Here is a 19,725-nt window from a genome sequence, read left to right as displayed (position 1 = left end):
ACCCCGTTCAACGCGAAGAGCGTTCCGCGCACCCCCTACTCGGGGAATGCGTTCGGAACGCTCTTCGCGTTGGGCGGGTGGGTCGACGGGCGGCTGCGTCGATGGTCGGGTGGGGCCGGCGGCGGTCCGGCCCGTGACTACTCGGCGTTGGCGATCTTGTCCATCTGCGCCGTGTAGATCGCGTCGAGCGCGCCCGCGGCGGTCGGCAGCACCGGGTCCGCCGCCGGGTCGTCGCCGCGGGCCGCGTACTCGACGCTCACGGTGGTGTCGCGGGCGAACCCGTGCAGCGCGATGGCCCGGCTGATCTGCTGCGTGCCGTCCGGCTGGGTGGTGATGAAGTCGCTGATCACGCGGAAGCCCTCGGTGCCCTCGACGACCGGCGCATCCTGCACCGTCATGACGAGCTCCACATTTGGATTGGCCACGCTCCGCGAGGTGTGGCAGGCCTCGTACAGCGAGCGGTCCAGGAACTCGTCGAGCCGCCAGCCCACCATGCCGATGCCGAAGCGGTGCTCGGTCTCGTCCGCCTCCGACTGCTTGTAGCGCACCATCGTGGTCACACCGTCGCCGGTGGCGTGGTTGGAGACGGTCTCCAGTCGCGAGACCTTGTCACAGGCCGGATCCTCCATGAGCTGCCGGCCCTGGTCGGCGACCAGCTTGTCGACCGACTCCTGCAGCATGGGCTTGTCGATCACCTGCACGACACCGCCGCCCGGCGCCTCGCCCTCCGTCAGCACGCGCCCCTCGACCGGGGTCTGGGGCGCTGACCCCTCGTCTGTGGACTCCGACGACGGGGTGTCGGCGCCGGCGGCGTCCTCGTCGCTCTCCGAGTCGGACGAACAGGCCGCGAGGCCGGCCGCCGTGACCAAGGCGAGGCCGGCGATCGCAACGCGTCGGGGGGTGCGGGTGCGGAGTCGCATCTCTCTCCTTTGATTCAGGGTTGCTCACATAGTGCCACCGGAGACCCGGTCGGCGGGTGACCCGCCCCGGTTACGAGGTGCCCCGCGACCGCGGCCCACCCGGCCCGGGCCACGGCGAGAGGCGGCCGTCGCGCCCGATCAGGGGGGATCGGCGTTGCCGGGTTATCGGTGAAACCGGGTGGGTGTGGCTACCCTTGGTGCGGCACCGGCTGACCGGCGAGCCGAACCTGAACCGCACCCGAATCCGACCCCGATCCCGGAAGCAGGACAGCGAGATGGACCACGACGGTATCGAGGCAGTGCTCCTCGACCTCGACGGCGTGATCACCCCGACCGCCGAAAAGCACATGCAGGCCTGGAATCGCATGTTCACCGGCTACTTCGCCGAGCGCGGCCTCGAGCCCTACTCGGACGAGGACTACTTCCGATACATCGACGGCAAGCCGCGCGACGAGGGCATCGTGTCGATGCTCGCCGCGCGGGACCTCACCCTGCCGATGGGCGACGAGAAGAAGGACGACGACGACAAGGCCGCCGCCGACCTCGCGCTCACCGACACCGTCACCGGTCTCGGTGAGCGCAAGAACGCGGTCTTCCGCCAGTTGCTGGACGAGGGCATCGAGGCCTACCCGGGGTCGGTGGCCTACCTCGACGCGCTGGATGCGGCCGGGATCGCCAAGTGCGTCGTGTCCAGTTCCAAGAACGCGGTGGCCGTCCTGACCGCCGCGGGCCTGCGGGATCGCTTCGAGGTCATCGTCGACGGCGAGGTCGCCGCAGCCGAGGGCATCCCCGGCAAGCCCCGGCCCGACACGTACCTGCGGGGTGCGGAGCTCCTGGGCGTACCGGCCGACCGCTGCGTGGTGGTCGAGGACGCCGTCTCCGGTGTGCAGGCCGGCGCCGCCGGCGGGTTCGCCCGTGTGGTCGGCGTGGACCGCGGGGCCGGGAAACAGGTCCTGCTGGATGCCGGTGCCGACGTCGTCGTCGTCGACCTCGCCGAACTCATCCCCGATCCCACGGAGGCGCGCGCGTGACCCGCTCCCACATCGCCCGCGGACCTGTCCACGACACCGTCGGGCAGTCGGTCCCCGGCAACATCCGCACCACCTACGGCGTGAACCTGCGCAGCCACCTCGAGGTGCCGGAGATCAACCGGACCAGCCACCCCGCGGACCCGTGGCGGTGGGTCGAGACCAACCCCAAGGCGTCCCCGCTGGGGGTCTCCGAGACGCAGTTCGCCGTGGCCAACGGGTACCTGGGCATGCGCGGTAACCCCGACGAGGGGCGCGATTCCGCCCAGCACGGCACCTTCGTCAACGGCTTCCACGAGACGTGGCACATCCAGCACGCCGAGGACGCCTACGGGCTCGCCCGCGAGGGCCAGACCATGGTCCAGGTCCCCGACACCAAGACCATCCGCATCTACGTCGACGACGAGCCGCTGCGGGTGGGCGTGTCCGACCTCGAACACTACGAACGCAGCATCGACTTCCGCGACGGCATCATGCGCCGCGAGCTCGTGTGGCGCACGCCCGCCGGCAAGAAGGTGATCATCCGCACCAGCCGCATGGTATCGATGGTCGAGAAGCACCTCGCCGTGATGACCTATGAGATCGAACTGCCCGACGAGCCCGCGCCCGTCGTGATCTCCTCCCAGGTGATCAACCGGCAGGACGGCGAGGACGAGTACCGCTCGCCCCGTGCCGATCCCGAGGAGAGCTTCGACCCGCGCCGCGCCGACGGCCTCGACCACCGCGTGCTCGAGCCGCAGCTCACGGAGGGTCAGCGCGGCTACCAGGTGCACGGCTACCGCTGCGCCAACTCGGGCATGACGGTCGCCGTGGGCGTGGACCACCAGCTCGAGTCCGAGGACGACGTGGCCATGAGCCACGAGATCGGCGACGACTCCTCCAAGATCGTCTACCACGCCCACGTCACCCCGGGCCGCACACTCACGCTCACCAAACTCGCCGCGTACCACACCTCCGAGATCGTCCCCGCCCAGGAGCTGGCCGACCGCTGCTCGCGCACCCTGGCCCGGGCCCGCGTCCGCGGCGTCGAGGACCTGCACCGCACCCAGCGCGACTGGTACGACCACTTCTGGGCCCGCGCGGACGTCGAGGTCGACGGGCCGGTCGAGACCCAGCAGGCCATCCGCTTCAACCTCTTCCAGCTGGCCCAGGCCTCCGCGCGCGCGGAGTACAACGGCATCGCCGCCAAGGGCGTCACCGGCAGCGGCTACTCCGGCCACTACTTCTGGGACACCGAGACCTACGTCCTGCCGTTCCTGACGTACACGATGCCCCAGTTCGCGCGGAACGCCCTGCGCTTCCGCTACTCGATGCTGGACAAGGCGCGAGCGCGGGCCAAGTTCCTGTCCGTCAAGGGCGCGCTCTACCCGTGGCGCACCATCAACGGCGAGGAGGCCTCCGCCTACTACGAGGCCGGCACCGCGCAGTACCACATCAACGCCGACATCGCGCACGCCATGGTCAAGTACCTGTGGGCGACCGAGGACCAGGACTTCATGATCCGCGAGGGCGTGGACGTGCTGGTCGAGACAGCCCGCATGTGGGTCTCACTCGGGTTCTTCGACGGCGACGGCATGTTCCACATCCACGGCGTCACCGGGCCCGACGAGTACACCACCGTGGTGGACAACAACCTGTTCACCAACGCCATGGCCCGGTTCAACCTGCTGGCCGCGACGATCGCGTGCAAGCGCATCGCCGAGCTGGGGGACGGCCGGTGGAAGGCGATCTGTCAGCGCCTGAAGCTCGACGACGACGAGATCAGCGAATGGAAGCGCGCCGCCCGCAACATGGTGATCGCGTACGACGAGGTGCTGGGGGTGCATCCGCAGGACCAGGACTTCCTGGCCAAGGAGGTGTGGGACCAGGATCTCGAGGACCCGCGCCGGCCGCTTCTCCTGCACTTCCACCCGCTGGTCATCTACCGGCACCAGGTGCTCAAGCAGGCCGACGTGGTGCTGGCGATGTTCCTGCGCGGGGACGAGTTCACCGAGGAACAGAAACGCGCGAACTTCGAGTACTACGACCCGTTGACCACCGGTGACTCGACCCTGTCGGCGGTCGTGCAGTCGATCATCGCCGCGGAGATCGGCTACTGCGACGAGGCGTTCGAGCATTTCTCCAAGGCGCTCGTGGTGGACCTGGCGGACGTGCACGGCAACGCCGCCGACGGCATCCACGTGGCCTCCACCGGCGGCGTGTGGTCCGCGCTGGTGAGCGGATTCGGCGGGATGCGCGACTACGGCGGGGACATCTCGTTCGACCCGCGGGTGCCCGCCGAGTGGGGCGCGCTGACATTTCGGTTGACCGTGCTCGGGACGCTCGTGAAGGTCCGGGTCACGCACACCGAGATCTCGATCACCAACCTCGAGGGCGGCGCGTTCGAATGCACCGTGCAGGGCAGCCCCGTGCAGGTGCTGGCTGGCGAGACGGTGGACCTGGATCTGGATGACCGGGCCCGCGTCTGCCTGTCCCACGCCGAGCCGGCGGGCGAGCAGGCGCCGCTGCCCTGACTCGGCCCCGACCCTGCCCGGGCCCGGCGCCTCCGCCGGCTCGCTCAATCCGGCTCGGGCACGGCCCCGGCCCCCGCAGGCTTGCGCACCCGGAGTCGGCGCGGCCGCGGCCAGGGCAGCTGCTTCCCGGAGTCGGCGCGGGCGAAGCCTGCGTTGTGGGCGCGTTGCTGTCGCCATCCGACGCTTGTGCGCGTGACCAGCGCATCTGACGTGGTTTGCGCTGGCTCTGTGACCTGCGCTGACTCGTTGTACGGATTCCGGGGGCTTGCGCTGGCGGCTTCGACCAACCAGCCAGCGTAAGGCGAGTAGCCAGCGCCAGTAGGGGCATTTGCGCTGCTGTCGTGCTCATTCGGCGTCCGGAGCGTCTCGATGAGGACGCTTCTCCTCACGGCCGCGAACACAGAGCCAGCGCACATGGCGGAGCTGGGCACAGAGCCAGTACATGCAGCCTCGCTTGCGCTGGGTGTCCGCTCACTTGTGACCGAGCCAGCGCATCCGGCGACCGTTGCGCTGCGCGGTTGCGCGGTGCGCGGTTGCGGGGTGCGTGGTTTGGCGAGTGGGCGCCGAACTCACGTCGAACGACCTATGCCGCCGCTGCTCTCCGAAGAAGGTATGCCGCGCGGACCTGCTCGAGAACGTCGTCTTGCTGATGGCGGAAGATCCTGCGGTCGACCACGATGATGATCCACCCCGCGGCCTGCAGGCGGTTTCGTCGGTGGCGGTCCTTGGACTGTTGGACCGGGTCGTCGTGGTGGGGGCCGTCGTACTCGACGGCGATCTTGTGTTCCGGGTCCGCCAGGTCGAGGCGATAGCCGAGTTCGGCTACCTCGACCTGGGGAACGAAATCAGTGAACCCTGCCTCTTTGAGGAACAGGCGCGTCTCGGTTTCCCGCGGGGACTCACTGCGGGGATCCGCATCCTCGAGAACCTTCCGGGCACGGGCGACGCCCCAGGTGCCAGCCATGTACGTCACGGTTTCGGCGAAAGCGGCCCGGGACAAGCCATGACGGTACAGCTCCTCAATCGCCTGCACGCCCTGCACGTGATCGCTGAATCTCGCCAGATCGAAGGCTGTCCAGCGGTGTGCGGTCACGCGGACCCCACGTAGCGTGATCACCGCCTGTTCCGGAACCGAATACCGCCTGATGCGAAGGCCTCGTCGTTCCCGGCCATGAGGCCCGACGGACAGTTCCGGTACCGTGTCATGGCGCAGAGGGGCGACTCCCTGGATGACGGCTGCCGACCAACCGGTCAACACGGCGCCTGGGTAGAGGCGGGAATACGCCACCGAGAGTGTTTCGAGATCGCGGGTGACGCCGGATGGGAGCCAGAGCCCGTCGACGACCTTGACGAAGTCCCGCTCACGGCGGCGTCGCGGAATGTGTGAGATCTCGTGAGTCAGTCGAGCGAGAGACAGTACGGGATGTTCGTCATGAGTGTTGTTGGTCATGGCCGTGATGATGCCGGGCACTGAGCACGATACCGTCCGAATAGCGGCGTGATGATCAGTCTGCTGTGGAGAGGCTGAAGGCTGTGGAAACAGTCCATATCGGAGCGTGGACTGCGGCGGCGGACCCTCTCCGGGCAGCTGAACCAGCGGGCTCGGCAGCTCAGCGGGGCTCGTCGGGCTGGATGCGCAGGACGTGCAGGGAGGTGGCGAGCCCGTCGTACTGCGCCACCAACTGCACCAGCCCCACCAGCTCCGACGAATTGAGATGCGAGGACAGACGGGACCACGTGTCGTCGGCGATGTCCTTTGTCCGCACCAGCTCGTCGACGCCGATCAACATGGTCCGCAGGCGGTCGGACCACGGGGCGGTGGACGGATCCTCGGTGGTACGGGCGATCTCGTCGTCGTCGAGTCCGACACCCGCCCCGATCCGCTCGTGGTGAGCCCGCTCGTACGCGCTGCTCCGCAGATGCGCGATGCGCAGGATCACCAGTTCGGTGGTGCGGCGGTCGAGGATCCCGAACGGCATCATCATCCCCGAGTACGCGAGCCAGGCGGGGAAGAGGCGGCGCGCGTGGCCAAGCGTGGCGAACAGGTGGACGTCGCGCTTGCCCGTGACGCGCGCGCCCAGGCGGTTGACCGCCCAGCCGATCGGGCCGAGTTCGCGGAAGCCGCCGGGGCGGATGCGCGGGGTCGTGCCAGCGGCGGCGGACGTGCCGGTGGGGCGGGGCGTGGCGGCGCTGGTGTCAGGGGTGTCGCTCGGCTGGCTCATGGCCGCAAGGGTAGGGCAGTCGCCGGGGCGGGGGAGCCGGGTTCGTCGAGGAGGTACGGCGAGAGCGCCGAGCGGTGGGCGTCCACGGACAGCGTGCGGTTGAGCGGCGGGAAGGCGCGCTGCGGGCAGGCCGGGCGCTCACACATCCGGCAGCCGGCGCCGATCTTGGTGGCGGCCTCGGCGTCGTCCAGGTCCAGACCCTGCGAATACACGGTGCGGTGCGCGTGGCGGGCTTCGCAGCCCAGGCCTATCGCGAACGTCTTGCGCGACTGGCCGAAGCGCATCGGCCGGGTGGTGACCGTGCGCGACACCCACAGGTGCATGCGGCCGTCGGTGGTCTCGGCGACCTGCCGCATGATCTTGCCCGGGAACGAGAACGTCTCGTAGATGTTCCACAGCGGGCACGTGCCACCCGACGTGGTGAAGTGCACGCCGGACGCGGATTGGCGCTTCGACATGTTCCCCGCGCGGTCGACGCGGACGAAACTGAACGGCACGCCCGACGCCCCCGGCCGCTGGAGCGTGGACAGGCGGTGGCAGACCGTCTCGTACCCGGTGGCGTGGAAGGTCATGAGGCGCTCGACGTCGTAGCGGAAGTCCTCCGCCGTATCGAGAAAGCGCTCGTACGGCATGAGGACGGCGGCGGCGAAATAGTTGGCCAGGCCGCGGAGGCCCATGGCGTGTGCGGCCGGGGAGCTGAACGCGCCGTCGGCGACCAGCTGGTCGAGCAGATCCCCGTGCTCCAGGAACGCCAGCTCCGAGGCCACGCGGAATGCCTGCTGGCCGGCGGTCAGATGCGCTGACAGGTCGAGGCGCCGCTCCTCGGCGGAATACCGATGCCACAGGCCGTCCGGCAGATCGACGCGACGGACCACCCGCACGCCGTGTGTCTCCGACAGCCGGTTCTCGAGCTCGGTACGCACATCGCCGCGGTTCATGCGGATCCTGTTGGTGAGCTCCTCGGCCGCGGTGTCGAGGGAGTCGATGTAGTTCTGCCGCTGGTAGAAGTAGTCGCGCACCTCCTCGTGCGGCATCGCCAGCGCCGAGTTGTCCAGCTCGCCCGCGGGCAGGTTCCGGGCCTCGGTCAGGGCCGCGAGGAGATCGGCCGAGTTGCGGTAGCGCTGGTTGAGGACGGCGAAGGCCCGCGCCAGGGCGGGGTGCGCCTGGACGAGGTCGATCACCTCCGAGGCGGGGATGCCCGAGGAGACCTGGGGGTCGGTGAGCGCCTCGGTCAGCTCGGCGATCAGGCGCGTGTCCGCGTCCGAGGCGAAGAACGTCGAATCGACGCCGTACACCTCCGACAGCTGCGCCAGGACACGAGAGGTGATCGGCCTCGCGTCCTTCTCGAGCTGGTTGAGATAGCTCGCCGACAGGCCCAGCGTCCCGGCGAATGCGGCCTGGGTGAGGTTGTGTTCCTCACGTAGTCGGCGGAGTCGCGCGCCCATATGTGAGGCCGTCATCGGCTTTCCCCTTCCAGTTCGTGGTGCGCCCCACATTCTTCGCAAAGTTTGCAACAGAGGCAAGGAAACTCGCGGAATTTGCACAAGTCGCAGGTAGACGGGGTGCGGCGGGTGTGGCACTCTTGTGTCGTACAGGACCTCGCAACTCGCAGATATGCGAACTCGAGTCCGCCCCCGAGACAGAAAAGAGTCGCGATGTCGAACATCGGCAAGGCACGTACCGCTGAAGAGATCCAGAAGGACTGGGACACCAACCCCCGCTGGAAGGGCATCACCCGCAACTACACCGCTCAGCAGGTCGCCGATCTGCAGGGCACCGTCGTCGAGGAGCACACCCTCGCCCGCCGCGGCGCGGAGATCCTCTGGGACAAGGTCAACAACAAGGACTTCGTCAACTCCCTCGGCGCGCTGACCGGTAACCAGGCCGTGCAGCAGATCCGTGCGGGCCTCGAGGCCGTGTACCTCTCGGGCTGGCAGGTCGCCGGCGACGCCAACCTCTCGGGCCACACGTACCCGGACCAGTCGCTGTACCCGGCCAACTCGGTCCCGACCGTCGTCCGCCGCATCAACAACGCGCTGCTGCGTGCCGACGAGATCGCCCGCATCGAGGGTGACACCTCGGTCGAGAACTGGCTCGCCCCGATCGTGGCCGACGCCGAGGCCGGCTTCGGTGGCGCCCTGAACGCCTACGAGCTGCAGAAGGCCATGATCGCCGCCGGCGCCGCCGGTGTGCACTGGGAGGACCAGCTCGCGTCGGAGAAGAAGTGCGGCCACCTCGGTGGCAAGGTGCTCATCCCGACCAACCAGCACATCCGGACCCTGACCTCGGCCCGTCTCGCGGCCGACGTCGCCAACGTCCCGTCGGTCATCATCGCGCGCACCGACGCCGAGGCCGCCACGCTCATCACCTCCGATGTGGACGAGCGTGACCGTCCCTTCATCACCGGTGAGCGCACCGCCGAGGGCTTCTACAACGTCAAGAACGGCATCGAGCCCTGCATCGCGCGTGCCAAGGCCTACGCGCCGTTCGCCGACCTCATCTGGATGGAGACCGGTACCCCGGATCTCGAGTACGCCAAGCAGTTCGCCGAGGCCGTCAAGTCCGAGTACCCGGACCAGCTCCTGGCCTACAACTGCTCGCCCTCCTTCAACTGGAAGGCGAACCTGGACGACGAGACCATCGCCAAGTTCCAGAAGGAGCTCGGCGCGATGGGCTTCAAGTTCCAGTTCATCACCCTGGCCGGCTTCCACTCGCTCAACTACGGCATGTTCGATCTGGCCTACGGCTACGCCCGCAACCAGATGACCTCGTTCGTCGAACTGCAGCAGCGCGAGTTCAAGGCCGCCGAGGAGCGTGGCTTCACCGCCGTCAAGCACCAGCGCGAGGTCGGCGCCGGCTACTTCGACCGCATCGCCACCACGGTCGACCCCAACACGTCCACCGCGGCGCTGAAGGGCTCCACCGAGGAGGGGCAGTTCCACTGACCCCTGGTCGACCCGCACGGGTCGGCGAGCGCCCGACCGCAGCAGGTCGACGCTCACCATGATGTAGATATCACCGGGGGCCGTGGCCGTCTCGACGAGGCGGCCACGGCCCCCGGTGGCGTCAGCGCACCATCCGTTCTCCGCCGCACGCCCGGAGGCCGGCCACACGCCCTCGAGAAGGACGCAGAACCGATGAGCAGTCCCCGCGACGCGACCACCGACAACGGGCGGATCACCCGCGTCGGGGTGGTGGGCGCCGGGCTCATGGGGGCCGGCATCGCCGAGGTGTGCGCCCGGGCGCACGTCGACGTCCTGGTGTGGGAGTCGACCAGGGAGCTGGCCGCGGAGGGCCGCGCCCGGATCCTGGACTCGCTGGACCGCGGTGTCTCGTCGGGCAAGATCACCGAGCGCGAACGCGACCGAGCCGCGCTGCGGCTGCGCCTCACCACCGACCTCGGTGACTTCGAGGACCGCCAGCTGGTGATCGAGGCCGTCGTCGAGGACGAGACCGCCAAGACCGCCGTGTTCCGCGAACTCGACCGCGTCATCACGGACCCGCGGGCCGTCCTGGCCTCCAACACCTCCTCCATCCCCATCATGAAGCTCGGGACGTGCACCACCCGTCCCGAGCGGGTGATCGGAATGCACTTCTTCAACCCGGTGCCCGTGCTCCCGCTCGTCGAGCTGGTGAGCACCCTCGAGACCGGGGACGCTGTCCGCGCCCGCGCCGAGGCGTTCGCCCAGCAGGTCCTGGGTAAGCAGGTCGTCCACTCCGCCGACCGCTCCGGAGCCGTGGTCAACGCGCTGCTCGTGCCCTACCTGCTCTCCGCCATCCGCATGGCCGAGTCGGGGTTCGCCACGCCCGAGGACATCGATCGCGCCATGGTCCTGGGCTGCGCCCACCCGATGGGCCCGTTGTCCCTGGCCGACCACGTGGGCCTGGACACAGTCAAGGCGATCGCCGACTCGATGTACGCCGAGTTCAAGGAGCCCCTGTACTCGCCGCCGTCGCTGCTGCTTCGGATGGTCGAGGCGGGCCGGCTCGGCAAGAAGGCCGGACACGGCTTCTACCGCTACGACTCCTCGCGGGTGACCGCAGCCGTGGCGCGCTGAGCTGGTGTCGTCGTCGTCATCCTCCCGGCACCTCGAGCCGACCCGCGCCTCGAGCATCCCGGGTTACCCACGCATCGGTCGTCGCCGGGAGCTCAAGCGCGCCCTCGAGCGGTACTGGCACGGTGACGACACCCGTTCCGAACTGCTCGCCGTGGGGCGCCGGATCCGCGACACCACCTGGCACGACCTGCACGACGCCGGCCTCACCCAACTGCCCGGCAACACTTTCTCCTTCTACGACCACGTCCTCGACGACGCGCTGCTGTTCGGCGCCATCCCGGCGCGGTTCCGGGACCTGATCGACGGACTGGCCCCGGTCGACACGGTGTTCGCGCTCGCCCGCGGTCGCGCCGACGTCCCGCCGCTCGAGCTCGTCGCGCTGCAGGGCACCGGCTACCACTACCGCCAGCCCGAGGTCTCCGCTGACATCGCGCTCGGGCTGCGGCCCGACGAGTTGCTCGCGGAGATCGGCCACGCGCGCGAGCTGGGGTACGAGATCCGTCCCGTGGTGACCGGGCCGGTGTCGTTGTTGCTGCTCAGCAAGGCCGAGCCGGGCGCCGCCGTGGGGTTCGAGCCGCTCGACGTGCTGGACCGGTTGCTGGAGCAGTACGAGGCGCTGCTGGGAGTGCTGGCCGGCGCGGGCGTGACGTGCGTGCAGTTCGACGAGCCGTGCATGACGATGGAGCGCACCGACGTCGAGATCGACCGCCTGCGCCGCGCGTACGACCGGCTCGCCGCGGTGCTCACGCGCCCGCGGATCCTGGTGACCGGCGCCTACGGCGACCTGGGGGACGCGCTGCCGGCGCTGGCCTCAACCGATGTAGAGGCGATCGGGCTGGACCTGGTCCGCGGACGGCGGTCGACCGCCGAACTCGCGGCGATCCCCGGACTGCGCGACAAGCGCCTCTACGCCGGGGTGGTCGACGGCCAGAACGTGTGGCGCACGGACAAGTTCGCGACGCTCGACTACCTGCGCGAGCTCAAGACCGTGTTCACCGACCTGGTGGTGACGGCCTCGTGCACGCTCCTGCACGTGCCGTACGACGTGCGCGCGGAGTCGGAGCTGCCGGCCGAGTTGGCCGATTCGCTGGCCTTCGCCGACCAGAAGGTCGCCGAGGTGGTCTCGCTCGCCGCCGCGCTCGAGGACGGCCCCACGCCACGCTGGCGTCCGCTCCCGGTGCTGCCCAGCGCGCGCCGCGAGGATGTGCGCGCGAGGACCGCCGGGGTCGACGACGACGACAAGGCCCGCCTCCCGTATGCGGAGCGGGCGGCCCGGCAGGCGCAGCGGCTGCAGCTGCCGACACTCCCGACAGCGACGTTGGGCTCGTTTCCCCAGACGGTCCAGATCCGGCGGGCGCGGCGCGATCTGGCGGAGGGACGCATCGATTTCGAGCGCTACCGCGAGTACCTGCGCGAGGAGGTCGCCTCGGTGATCCGACTGCAGGAGGACATCGGACTCGACGTGCTGGTGCACGGGGAGGTCGAGCGCAACGACATGGTGCAGTACTTCGCCGAGCTCCTCGACGGGTTCGCTGCGACCCGGAACGGGTGGGTGCAGTCATACGGGTCGCGTTGCGTGCGCCCGCCCGTGCTGTACGGGGACGTGGCCCGGCCGGCCCCGATGACAGTGGAGTGGACCGGCTACGCACAGTCGCTCACCGAGCGTCCGGTCAAGGGGGTCCTGACGGGCCCGGTGACGATGCTGGCCCGGTCGTTCTGCCGCACCGACCTCGCGTTGCCAGAGGTGGCGACGCAGCTCGCGTTGGTGATCCGTGACGAGGTAGCGGACCTGGAGGCGGCGGGCACGGCGATCATCCAGGTGGACGAGCCGGCGATCCGCGAGTTGCTGCCGCGGCGCGGCGCGGACCGGCGTGCCTATCTCGACTGGGCGGTGGGCACGTTCCGGCTGGCGACCGCCGGGGCGAAGCCGGAGACGCAGATCCACACGCACCTGAGCTACTCGTCGTTGCGCGTGATGACCGAGGCGATCGAGGAGCTGGACGCCGATGTGACCAACATCGTGGCGACCCGGTCTATCGACTGGGTGCTCGACGCCCTGCAGGACCACACCCTGACACGACAGGTGGCGCCGGGCGTCTACGAGTCGCGCTCGGGCTTCGTACCGGACATCGACCTGCTGCACGAGCGGCTCCTCGAGGGGGTGGCCGCGGTGGGGCTCGAGCGACTGTGGGCCGTGCCCGACGGGGGCCTGAAGAGCCGGTACACCTGGCAACTGGAGCCGAGTCTGCGGAATCTGGTGGCCGCCGCGAGGCGAATCCGGCGGGCGGTTGCCCGGGACGCCCGAGGTTCTAATAGGATCACTGATACAAGTCCCGCGCCTGACGTGCGTGGGATCGGTAGTTGACGAAAGAGGACGACATCATGGCCGGTCAGACCCTCGAGCACACTGGTGCCGCCATCGTCGAGGAGTACTACCCGGAGTACGCGACGACCGTCGCCCCCACCTTCCCGCTGTACTCCACCGAGATCTACCTCGGATCGACCATCCTCCTGCTGAGCATGGTCATGCTGGGCCTGCCGCTCACCGCGTTCGGGTACTACCAGGACAACATGGACGTCGGGCTCGGCCTGGTGATCGCCGCGGTCGTGGCCACCACCGTCGTGTTCCTCATCGGGCTCGGGACCTGCATGGTCGGCTTCCGTAAGTACGGGCGCGAGGACGCGCACTGACGCTCGAGCAGTCCGTCGCCGCCGGACCGTCCGCCTTCAAGGCGGGTGACCCGGCGGCTGACGCCGAGCGGAGGTCCGCCCTCCGTCGGATGAAGATGGTCGCGACGGGCTTCCTCGTCGTGGCCGGCATCGTCTATCTGGCCGCCGAGTACGCGCTGCACAACGGCGCCGACCCCTGGGTCGGTTATGTACGCGCGGCCGCCGAGGCCGGAATGGTCGGCGGGTTGGCCGACTGGTTCGCCGTCACCGCGCTGTTCCGCCACCCGCTGCGCATCCCCATCCCGCACACCGCGCTGATCCGCCGGAAGAAGGATCAGCTCGGCAGTTCGCTGGGAGAGTTCGTCGGCGAGAACTTCCTCGATCCCGAGATGGTGAGCGAGAAGGTCCGCAGCGCCCACATCCCCGAGCGGGCCGGCGAATGGTTGCAGGAACCCGAGCACCGCGCCATGGCCTCCGACCAGGCCGCCAAGGCCATCCGTTCGGTGCTGGCGGTGCTGCGTGACGAGGACGCGGTGGCGATCATCGAGCGCACGATCGTCGCGCGTATCGCGGAGCCGGAGTGGGGCCCGCCCGCCGGCAGGATCCTCGCCGAACTCCTCGATGAGGGGCGGCACCTACCGCTCATGGATCTCATGGCGGACCGGGCGCACGGCTGGGTGGAGGCCCACCCCGAGACGATCGACCGCTGGGTGCGCGAGAAGGCCCCCACGTGGGCTCCCCAGTTCGTCAACGAGCTGCTCTCGGACCGTGCCTACCGCGAGCTGAGCGAGTGGACCTGGCAGATCAAGGTCGACAAGCAGCACCCCGTGCGGGTGGCGCTGATCGGGTTCGTGGAGGAGTTCGCCCGCGACCTGCAGCACGATCCGGCCACCATGGCCAAGCTCGAGACCTTCAAGCAGGAGGTCATGAACCGCGACGAGGTCCGCCGCGCCGCGGGATCCGCGTGGGCGGCAGCCAAGCGGATGATCATCGAGGCCACCGAGGACGCCGACTCCACCCTGCGCCTCAAGATCGACGACCTGCTGGGCCGCCTCGCCGACATGCTGGTCAACGACGTCAAGGTGCGCGACCGTCTCGACGACTACATGACCCGCACCGCCCGCTACGTGGCGGAGAACTACGCCGGCGAGGTCACCTCGATCATCTCCGAGACGGTCGAGCGCTGGGATGCCGACGAGGCCTCCGACAAGATCGAACTGCTCGCCGGTAAGGACCTGCAGTTCATCCGTATCAACGGCACCGTTGTGGGAGCGCTGGCAGGGCTGGCGATCCACACCGCCACCGAACTCCTCTTCTAGAGATACGGCTTTTCACTTTCGGGCCCACCCCCGCCCGGCTCCACGGACCTCGTTCTTCTCGCTGTCGCCACCTGTACGTACCGGCTCGTCGCCGCGCGATCCCGCCCCTGACGTGGGGTGTCGCCGGCTGCAGGGGCCCAGGGGCCGGGCGGGCCGGGGGTGGCCTGATGTGAGCAAGCACACGGTTCCCCCGATCACATAGCGCTTGCTGCAGTTAGCACTCGTTGTTAGCGTTGGCTCCAGTCGATGACAGACGACGCGCATGAAGGGGGTGTATCCGATGGCCGCACAGCGTGGTCGTAAGCACGAGAAGGCGATCGGATCCTCTTCCGGGCAGGTGGAGGACGCCGTCTCCGGCGCCCTCGCCCGCAGGTCCGCCAAGCCCACGGGGGAGTTGCCGCGTGACGGTGCCGGCCCCAGGGGCGAGGGGGGAAAGCGCACGTCCGATTCGCAGGACATCGGGTCGTTCATCCGTGCACAGCGGGAGGCCGCTCAGGTGTCCATCCGGCAGCTCGCAGAGCGTGCCGGCGTCTCCAACCCGTATCTGAGTCAGATCGAACGTGGGCTGCGCAAGCCGTCCGCCGAGGTGCTGGGACAGATCGCCCGAGGGCTGAGGTTGTCCGCCGAGGTGCTGTACGCACAGGCGGGGATCCTCGAACTCAAGCAGGGGAGCCCGGTGAGGGACGCGATCCTCACCGCCCCGGACCTCACCGAACGCCAGAGGGAGGTGCTCGTGGAGATCTACGAGTCGTTCCGAGTGAACAACGCGACCGCAGCCGACCAGGTCGTCGACGTCCCCTGAGGAACGTCGCACGGCGGCCCGCGGGGCCACGAGAACACCGCAGACGAGAACACCCGAACGAGACCACAACCTGTAAGGAGTCGACATGACCGACAAGAAGCCCGCCAAGAAGACCACTGCCGCCAAGAAGACGTCCGGCACCGCCAAGACCGCCCCGGCCAAGTCCGTGGAGAAGGACCCGGCCTTCGACGGTCCGCTCGGCCAGGCTTTCGCCGCCGTGCGAACCCCGGTGTACGCCTATGTCGGCGCCAACGATCTGGCGATCCAGGCCGTGTCCGGTCTGGTCTCCGACCTGCGTCGTCGTGCCGAGGAGGCCGTCGCCGACGCCCAGGCCAAGGTCACCGACGCCCAGTCGCAGATCACCGAGCGTGTCACCGGTGCCCAGGCCAGGGCCACCGAGCGCTTCAACGAGGTGCAGAGCCGCGTCAGCGAGGTCCCCGAGCGCGTCCAGACGCTGCCGACCGAGGTCGAGGAGCTCGTCAGTCGCTTCCGTCCGGAGGAGCTGCGCAAGGTCGCGGACGCCTACGTGCAGGTCGCGGCGGGTATCTACGGCGGTCTCGCCGCCCGCGGTGAGGACGTCGTCTCCCGTCTCCGCGAGGAGAACCCGCAGCTCGAGGCCGGTCTCGCGCGCGTCAACGAGCAGGTTTCCCGCGCCGCCGGCGCCGTGGAGGACCAGGTCGAGCTCGGCGAAGAGGCCCTCGGCACCGTGGCCCGCCAGACCCGCTCGATCGGCGTGAAGGCCGCCGGCCGCGTCTCCAAGTCGGCCCGTCAGGCCGCCGAGACCGCCGGTGACGCCGCCGACAAGGCCGCCGACAGGGTCGATGCCGCAGCCTACGCCGCCTCGGACGAGATCCAGAGCGGTGCCGGCAAGGTCGAGGCCCGTACCGCCCCGGCCAAGAAGGCGCCCGCCAAGAAGGCCCCGGCCAAGAAGGCGCCAGCCAAGAAGGCCCCGGCCAAGAAGGCTGCCGCGAAGTCGACCGCCGCCAAGCCGGCTGCGACCAAGTCGACCCCGGCCGCCGCCAAGCCGGCTGCGACCAAGTCGACCTCGACCGCCGCCAAGCCGGCCGCCACCAAGTCGACCCCGGCCGCCGACAAGCCCGCCGCCGGCGGCAGCGGTGCCGGCGCCGCGAAGCCGACCGCGTCGACCGACAAGGCGAACGACGACAAGTGATGCGGCGCGGCTGATCCCGCACGCACCACCCGCCGCCCCGGTCCGCTCCACCCGAGCGGGCCGGGGCGGCGTCATCGCCTCCGGGGCGCGCCCGTGGCCGCCCTCTAGAATGGTCCCGTGATTGACGATCTCTCAAGTACTTGGGGCATGGTCCAGATGGGGATCAAGGCGGCGTTGGTCGTCTGGGCCCTGGCCGGGCTGCTGCTCGCGGCGCTGCCGCCGGCCTCCGCCTATTCGATCGAGGGCAAGTGGCCGAAGCCTGCCTGGATCGCCATCTGCGCGGTGGCGGCGATCCTGTTCGCGATCCGGCCCCTCGGATTCTTCAGCCTCATCGCGATGGTCGCGGTCGGGGTGTTCTTCGCCGATGTGCGGCCGGCAGTGGGTGGGCGCCGGCGATGACGCCCGCCGGGAGCGGGGGTGAGCTCCGCATCGAGGACCTCGCCGATCTGGCGGGCACCACGGTCCGCAACATCCGCGTCTACCACGAACGCGGCCTGCTCCCGCCGCCCGAGAGGCGTGGCCGGACCGGCTACTACGGTCCCGAGCACCAGCGCCGGCTCGCTCTCATCCTGCGGCTGCTCGACCGTGGATACACCTTTGCGACCATCGAGGAGCTGCTCATCGCGCAGCGGCACGGCTTCACGCTCACCGAACTGCTCGAGGTGGAGAGCGTGCGTGCCGAGCGGCGCACCACCGGCACTCGTCGTCGTCGCCTCCCGCGCGGAGGAGTAGGGGCGGTGGCCGGCTTCGAACTTCGCGAAGAGCTCCTGGACCAGGGCTCGGCGATCGGACTGGTCAGCGAGACCACGTCTGCGGACCACTTCCTGGCCGACGACTACATGTACAAGCTCTTCCGCGACCTACTCGTGCTGGGGGTCGACGAGGAAGCCCTCGACGGCATCGGTCGATGCTTCATGGAGGGGCAGAGCACGGCCGCGGAGGCCATCGAGGTGCTGGTCCAGACCCTGCAGAAATCGGGGATGGACCAATCGGTCATCGAGAAGCGGGTCACCGGCATCCTGCCCGGCGCCGGTGCGGCAGCCCGCCTGATCTTCCTGTCGGCAGCGCAGACACTGCTCACCGAGCGCTACGGCTTCCCCAAGGGCTAGCTGTACTCACCACGGACGTTGTGTCGCCCGCCCCGGCCGCGACTAGGTGAACACCACCGTGCGGCCGTCGTGGACCAGCACGCGGTCCTCCAGGTGCCAGCGCAGGCCGCGGGCCAGGACCAGCTTCTCGGCGTCGCGACCCTGGCGGACCATGTCTTTGACCGTCGCCGCGTGATCGACGCGGATGACGTCCTGCTCGATGATCGGGCCCTCGTCGAGGTCCGCGGTGACGTAGTGGCAGGTCGCACCGATCAGCTTCACGCCGCGCGTGTGCGCCTGGTGGTACGGGCGGGCCCCCACGAAGCTCGGCAGGAAACTGTGATGGATGTTGATCGCGCGGCCGGCCCAACGGGTGCACAGCTCGTCGGGCAGCACCTGCATGAAGCGTGCGAGAACGATGGCCCGGGGGTCGATGTCGTCGACGAGCCGGGCGACCTCGTCGAACGAGGGGCCCCGCTCGGACGGGTCGGCCGCGAACGGGACGTGGTGGAACGGCACGCCGTGGGCCTCGGCCATGCCACGCAGGTTGTCGTGGTTGCCGATCACGGCGCGGACGCGGGCCGGGTAATCGCCGCTCTCGACGCGCCCCAGCAGGTCGTGGAGGCAGTGGCCGTCCTTGGAGACCAGGATCACGACGTCCTTGGGCTCGTCCGAGTCGGCGATCTCCCAGTCGGTGTCCGGGCCGAGCTCGCTGGCCACCCGCGCGAAACGCCGGCGCAGCTCGTCCAGCTCCATCCCGATCGAGTCGGCGTCCACCGACTGCCGGGTGAAGAACCAGCCCGAGTCCTCGTCCGCGTGGTACGCCGCTTCGACGATCGTGCCGCCCAGTTCGGCGAGGAACGTGGCGATCCGGGCAACGATGCCGATGCGGTCAGGACAGCCCAGGGTGAGGACGAAGCGACGTGACATGAGTGGTCATTGTGCCAGCAGGGCGTGTCGGACCACCCGGCTAGGCTGGTCCACATGGACGACGCCCCCCGCAGCAGCCCCCACAGCACCCCCCGCACTCCGCCGCAGGACGGCCTGACACGCGCTCGGGTCGCCGCGATGATCGATCACACGTTGCTCTCGCCCGATGCCTCTCGCGAGGACGTGCAGGCCTGTGTCGCCGAGGCGCGCGAGCTGGGCGTCAAGGCGGTCTGCGTCAGCCCGGCCATGCTCCCGGTGCGGGCCGGGGAGCTGACCGTGGCGACGGTCGCGGGGTTCCCGTCCGGCAAGCATCACTCGCTGGTCAAGGCCATGGAGGGCCGGCTGGCCGTGGACCAGGGGGCGCGCGAGGTCGACATGGTGATCGACGTGGGCGCGGCGATCACTGGTCTCGTCGACGAGGTGATGGCGGATGTGGTGACCATGCGCGACGCGGTGCCGCCGCCGGTGGTCATCAAGGTGATCCTCGAGACGGCGGCCATTCACAAGGCGCTCGGCGAGGAGGCGGGGGACGAGCGGATCGAGGCGCTGTGCCACGCAGTGGCCAGGGCCGGGGCCGACTTCGTCAAGACCTCGACGGGTTTCCACCCCGCGGGTGGCGCGAGCGTCCGGGCGATCGAAGCCATGCACCGGGCCGTGGGCGGCAAGCTCGGCATCAAGGCCTCGGGCGGTATCCGTGAAGCGGACTCCGCCCGGGCCATGATCGCCGCGGGTGCCACGCGACTCGGTCTCAGCGGCAGCCGGGCCGTCCTGGCCGGTTTCGAGAACTGACATGCACGGGCGCGGCTCAGGACCCGAACGCCGCGGGGAGGTAGCTGGAGCCCGCCACGAAGGGCATAGCCAGGAAGCTCAGCGGCACGGCGGACTGCTCGAACGAGATGCCGACCGATTCCAACATGCCGGCGAACGCACCGAAGGCGGCGTTGATCGCGTCGTATGCAGGTCCGCTGATGGGGCCGTCGGGGCGGAAGATCATCGGGTGGCTC

Annotated in this window: 18 protein-coding genes; 12 read left to right on the top strand and 6 right to left on the bottom strand. The window is 69.4% G+C overall.

Annotated features, from left to right (window positions below):
- Positions 1 to 137: 137 nt before the first annotated feature.
- Positions 138 to 920 carry a hypothetical protein gene (locus K3888_RS01770; protein ID WP_230928496.1) on the bottom strand — a complete coding sequence of 261 codons (783 nt, stop codon included), beginning with the start codon at positions 918 to 920 and terminating at the stop codon, positions 138 to 140.
- 275 nt (positions 921 to 1,195) lie between these two features.
- On the opposite strand from K3888_RS01770, the gene K3888_RS01765 reads away from it, so the two are divergent.
- Positions 1,196 to 1,951, top strand: a complete 756-nt coding sequence (locus tag K3888_RS01765) for an HAD family hydrolase (RefSeq protein ID WP_230928495.1) — start codon at positions 1,196 to 1,198, stop codon at positions 1,949 to 1,951.
- The gene (locus K3888_RS01760; protein ID WP_230928494.1) at positions 1,948 to 4,461 is read left to right on the top strand and encodes a glycoside hydrolase family 65 protein; all 2,514 of its coding nucleotides are present in this window, start codon (positions 1,948 to 1,950) and stop codon (positions 4,459 to 4,461) included. Before K3888_RS01765 ends, K3888_RS01760 begins: the two co-directional genes overlap by 4 nt.
- A 583-nt stretch (positions 4,462 to 5,044) precedes the next feature.
- Here the strand turns inward: K3888_RS01760 and K3888_RS01755 are convergent.
- From K3888_RS01755 to ramB, 3 genes are all read right to left on the bottom strand, one after another.
- Entirely contained in the window at positions 5,045 to 5,932 is an 888-nt protein-coding gene (locus tag K3888_RS01755; protein WP_230928493.1) for an endonuclease domain-containing protein, read from the bottom strand.
- Between the two features lie 139 nt (positions 5,933 to 6,071).
- A complete protein-coding gene (locus K3888_RS01750; RefSeq protein WP_230928492.1) occupies positions 6,072 to 6,683 on the bottom strand; it encodes a carboxymuconolactone decarboxylase family protein in 612 nt (203 codons plus the stop codon).
- Positions 6,680 to 8,143, bottom strand: a complete 1,464-nt coding sequence (gene ramB, locus K3888_RS01745) for an acetate metabolism transcriptional regulator RamB (protein ID WP_230928491.1) — start codon at positions 8,141 to 8,143, stop codon at positions 6,680 to 6,682. The genes K3888_RS01750 and ramB overlap by 4 nt, the downstream gene beginning before the upstream one ends.
- A 195-nt stretch (positions 8,144 to 8,338) precedes the next feature.
- Between ramB and aceA the strand changes: the two genes are divergently transcribed.
- The 9 genes from aceA to K3888_RS01700 all read left to right on the top strand — a co-directional run bounded on the left by aceA (position 8,339) and on the right by K3888_RS01700 (position 17,812).
- Positions 8,339 to 9,628, top strand: coding sequence for an isocitrate lyase (aceA, locus tag K3888_RS01740; RefSeq protein WP_230928490.1), 1,290 nt, complete (start codon positions 8,339 to 8,341; stop codon positions 9,626 to 9,628).
- Positions 9,629 to 9,820: 192 nt separating this feature from the next.
- Positions 9,821 to 10,741: a 3-hydroxybutyryl-CoA dehydrogenase gene (locus K3888_RS01735; protein ID WP_230928489.1), complete on the top strand. Its 921-nt coding sequence runs from the start codon at positions 9,821 to 9,823 to the stop codon at positions 10,739 to 10,741.
- A 4-nt stretch (positions 10,742 to 10,745) separates the two neighbouring features.
- Complete coding sequence (gene metE / locus K3888_RS01730) at positions 10,746 to 13,106, top strand: 5-methyltetrahydropteroyltriglutamate--homocysteine S-methyltransferase (RefSeq protein ID WP_230928488.1); 2,361 nt, start codon at positions 10,746 to 10,748, stop codon at positions 13,104 to 13,106.
- 17 nt (positions 13,107 to 13,123) lie between these two features.
- Positions 13,124 to 13,432: a hypothetical protein gene (locus tag K3888_RS01725; protein ID WP_230928487.1), complete on the top strand. Its 309-nt coding sequence runs from the start codon at positions 13,124 to 13,126 to the stop codon at positions 13,430 to 13,432.
- Between the two features lie 89 nt (positions 13,433 to 13,521).
- Positions 13,522 to 14,730 carry a DUF445 domain-containing protein gene (locus K3888_RS01720; RefSeq protein ID WP_230928486.1) on the top strand — a complete coding sequence of 403 codons (1,209 nt, stop codon included), beginning with the start codon at positions 13,522 to 13,524 and terminating at the stop codon, positions 14,728 to 14,730.
- 280 nt (positions 14,731 to 15,010) lie between these two features.
- A complete protein-coding gene (locus tag K3888_RS01715) occupies positions 15,011 to 15,532 on the top strand; it encodes a helix-turn-helix domain-containing protein (protein WP_230928485.1) in 522 nt (173 codons plus the stop codon).
- Positions 15,533 to 15,617: 85 nt separating this feature from the next.
- Positions 15,618 to 16,703, top strand: coding sequence for a hypothetical protein (locus tag K3888_RS01710; RefSeq protein ID WP_230928484.1), 1,086 nt, complete (start codon positions 15,618 to 15,620; stop codon positions 16,701 to 16,703).
- A 117-nt stretch (positions 16,704 to 16,820) separates the two neighbouring features.
- Entirely contained in the window at positions 16,821 to 17,102 is a 282-nt protein-coding gene (locus tag K3888_RS01705; protein ID WP_230928483.1) for a DUF2516 family protein, read from the top strand.
- Entirely contained in the window at positions 17,099 to 17,812 is a 714-nt protein-coding gene (locus tag K3888_RS01700) for a MerR family transcriptional regulator (protein ID WP_230928482.1), read from the top strand. Before K3888_RS01705 ends, K3888_RS01700 begins: the two co-directional genes overlap by 4 nt.
- 42 nt (positions 17,813 to 17,854) lie before the next feature.
- On the opposite strand, the gene purU is transcribed toward K3888_RS01700, so the two are convergent.
- The gene (gene purU, locus K3888_RS01695; RefSeq protein WP_230928481.1) at positions 17,855 to 18,721 is read right to left on the bottom strand and encodes a formyltetrahydrofolate deformylase; all 867 of its coding nucleotides are present in this window, start codon (positions 18,719 to 18,721) and stop codon (positions 17,855 to 17,857) included.
- 54 nt (positions 18,722 to 18,775) lie between these two features.
- Between purU and deoC the strand changes: the two genes are divergently transcribed.
- Positions 18,776 to 19,510 (top strand): deoxyribose-phosphate aldolase, encoded by a 735-nt coding sequence (gene deoC, locus K3888_RS01690; RefSeq protein ID WP_230928480.1) that lies wholly within the window; start codon positions 18,776 to 18,778, stop codon positions 19,508 to 19,510.
- Between the two features lie 16 nt (positions 19,511 to 19,526).
- On the opposite strand, the gene K3888_RS01685 is transcribed toward deoC, so the two are convergent.
- Positions 19,527 to 19,715, bottom strand: coding sequence for a hypothetical protein (locus K3888_RS01685; protein ID WP_230928479.1), 189 nt, complete (start codon positions 19,713 to 19,715; stop codon positions 19,527 to 19,529).
- Positions 19,716 to 19,725 lie beyond the last annotated feature (10 nt).

The sequence above is a fragment of the Dietzia aurantiaca genome, assembly GCF_021033825.1.
In the GTDB taxonomy this organism is placed as follows: Bacteria; Actinomycetota; Actinomycetes; order Mycobacteriales; family Mycobacteriaceae; genus Dietzia; species Dietzia aurantiaca.
The sequence above is the reverse complement of the archived record's forward strand: the minus strand, read 5'-3'. Positions and strand labels throughout refer to the sequence as shown.

Bases quoted from the DNA above. Each gene is read 5' to 3' on its own strand.
- K3888_RS01770 (WP_230928496.1), bottom strand. From the start codon at position 920: ATGCGACTCCGCACCCGCACCCCCCGACGCGTTGCGATCGCCGGCCTC.
- K3888_RS01765 (WP_230928495.1), top strand. From the start codon at position 1,196: ATGGACCACGACGGTATCGAGGCAGTGCTCCTCGACCTCGACGGCGTG.
- K3888_RS01750 (WP_230928492.1), bottom strand. From the start codon at position 6,683: ATGAGCCAGCCGAGCGACACCCCTGACACCAGCGCCGCCACGCCCCGC.
- ramB (WP_230928491.1), bottom strand. From the start codon at position 8,143: ATGACGGCCTCACATATGGGCGCGCGACTCCGCCGACTACGTGAGGAA.
- aceA (WP_230928490.1), top strand. From the start codon at position 8,339: ATGTCGAACATCGGCAAGGCACGTACCGCTGAAGAGATCCAGAAGGAC.
- K3888_RS01735 (WP_230928489.1), top strand. From the start codon at position 9,821: ATGAGCAGTCCCCGCGACGCGACCACCGACAACGGGCGGATCACCCGC.
- K3888_RS01725 (WP_230928487.1), top strand. From the start codon at position 13,124: ATGGCCGGTCAGACCCTCGAGCACACTGGTGCCGCCATCGTCGAGGAG.
- K3888_RS01720 (WP_230928486.1), top strand. From the start codon at position 13,522: ATGAAGATGGTCGCGACGGGCTTCCTCGTCGTGGCCGGCATCGTCTAT.
- K3888_RS01715 (WP_230928485.1), top strand. From the start codon at position 15,011: ATGGCCGCACAGCGTGGTCGTAAGCACGAGAAGGCGATCGGATCCTCT.
- K3888_RS01710 (WP_230928484.1), top strand. From the start codon at position 15,618: ATGACCGACAAGAAGCCCGCCAAGAAGACCACTGCCGCCAAGAAGACG.
- K3888_RS01700 (WP_230928482.1), top strand. From the start codon at position 17,099: ATGACGCCCGCCGGGAGCGGGGGTGAGCTCCGCATCGAGGACCTCGCC.
- purU (WP_230928481.1), bottom strand. From the start codon at position 18,721: ATGTCACGTCGCTTCGTCCTCACCCTGGGCTGTCCTGACCGCATCGGC.
- deoC (WP_230928480.1), top strand. From the start codon at position 18,776: ATGGACGACGCCCCCCGCAGCAGCCCCCACAGCACCCCCCGCACTCCG.
- K3888_RS01685 (WP_230928479.1), bottom strand. From the start codon at position 19,715: ATGATCTTCCGCCCCGACGGCCCCATCAGCGGACCTGCATACGACGCG.